At 75.5% G+C, this 1,166-nt stretch carries 1 protein-coding gene; it reads right to left on the bottom strand.

The features are described 5' to 3' along the window. The coding region (locus ACWDS7_RS48620; protein ID WP_451934849.1) for a hypothetical protein at positions 1-1,166 on the bottom strand (1,166 nt) is incomplete at both ends.

The raw sequence follows: 1,166 nt of genomic DNA, 5'->3' as shown, positions 1-1,166 counted from the left end.
GTGTCGGCGTGGGCGCGCGGCGGGGTGCGCGCGGCCGCCGCGGTGGGGCAGGGGCCGCAGGGCGCCGAAGGTCCACGCGGCCCCAAGGGGGACACCGGCGACCAGGGAAGGCCTGGAGTCCCAGGCCCTACCGGCCCTCAGGGTGAGCCGGGCAGGCGTGGTGAGACAGGCCCGCAAGGGCCCAAGGGCGACATCGGCCCGCAGGGGCCGCAGGGCAGGCAGGGGCCGCAGGGCGAACCTGGAGCTCGCGGTGAGATCGGCCCTCAGGGACCCAAGGGTGACACCGGCCCGCAGGGACCGCAGGGCAGGCAGGGGCCGCAGGGCGTCGAGGGGCCGCGCGGCCCCAAGGGGGACACCGGCGACACCGGGCCACAGGGACCCAAGGGCGACACGGGCGACACCGGCCCGCAGGGACCGCAGGGTGAGACCGGCCCGCAGGGACCCAAGGGTGACACCGGCGACCAGGGCCCGCAGGGCACGAGGGGTGACACCGGCGCCCAGGGACCACAGGGGCCACAGGGCGACACCGGCCCGCAGGGCCCACGAGGTGAGACCGGCGACCAGGGTCCCAAGGGCGACACCGGCGACACCGGCCTTCAAGGCGACACCGGACCACAGGGTCCTCAAGGTGAGACCGGCCCGCAGGGACCCAAGGGTGACACCGGCGACCAGGGCCCGCAAGGTCCTCAGGGCGACACCGGCGACCAAGGCCCGAGAGGCGACACCGGCCCGCAGGGACCCAAGGGTGACACCGGCGACCAGGGCCCGCAGGGTCCTCAGGGCGACACCGGCGACCAAGGCCCGAGAGGTAACACCGGCGACACCGGCCCACAGGGCGAGCAAGGCCCGCAAGGCGAACAAGGTCCGCAAGGCGAGCAGGGCGACACCGGCCCGCAAGGTGACACCGGCCCACAGGGCGAACAGGGACCCCAGGGCGACACCGGCCCACAGGGCGAGCAAGGCCCGCAAGGCGAGCAGGGTCCGCAAGGTGAGCAGGGACCCCAGGGCGACACCGGCCCACAGGGCGAGCAAGGCCCGCAGGGTGAGCAGGGTCCCCAGGGTGAGGCCGGCCCGCAAGGCGAACAGGGTCCGCAAGGCGACACCGGCCCGCAAGGCGAGCAGGGACCCCAGTCCGACACCGGCCGAGAGGGCGAGAAAGGCGCGCA

The sequence above is a fragment of the Streptosporangium sp. NPDC003464 genome, assembly GCF_053588315.1.
The sequence above is the reverse complement of the archived record's forward strand: the minus strand, read 5'-3'. Positions and strand labels throughout refer to the sequence as shown.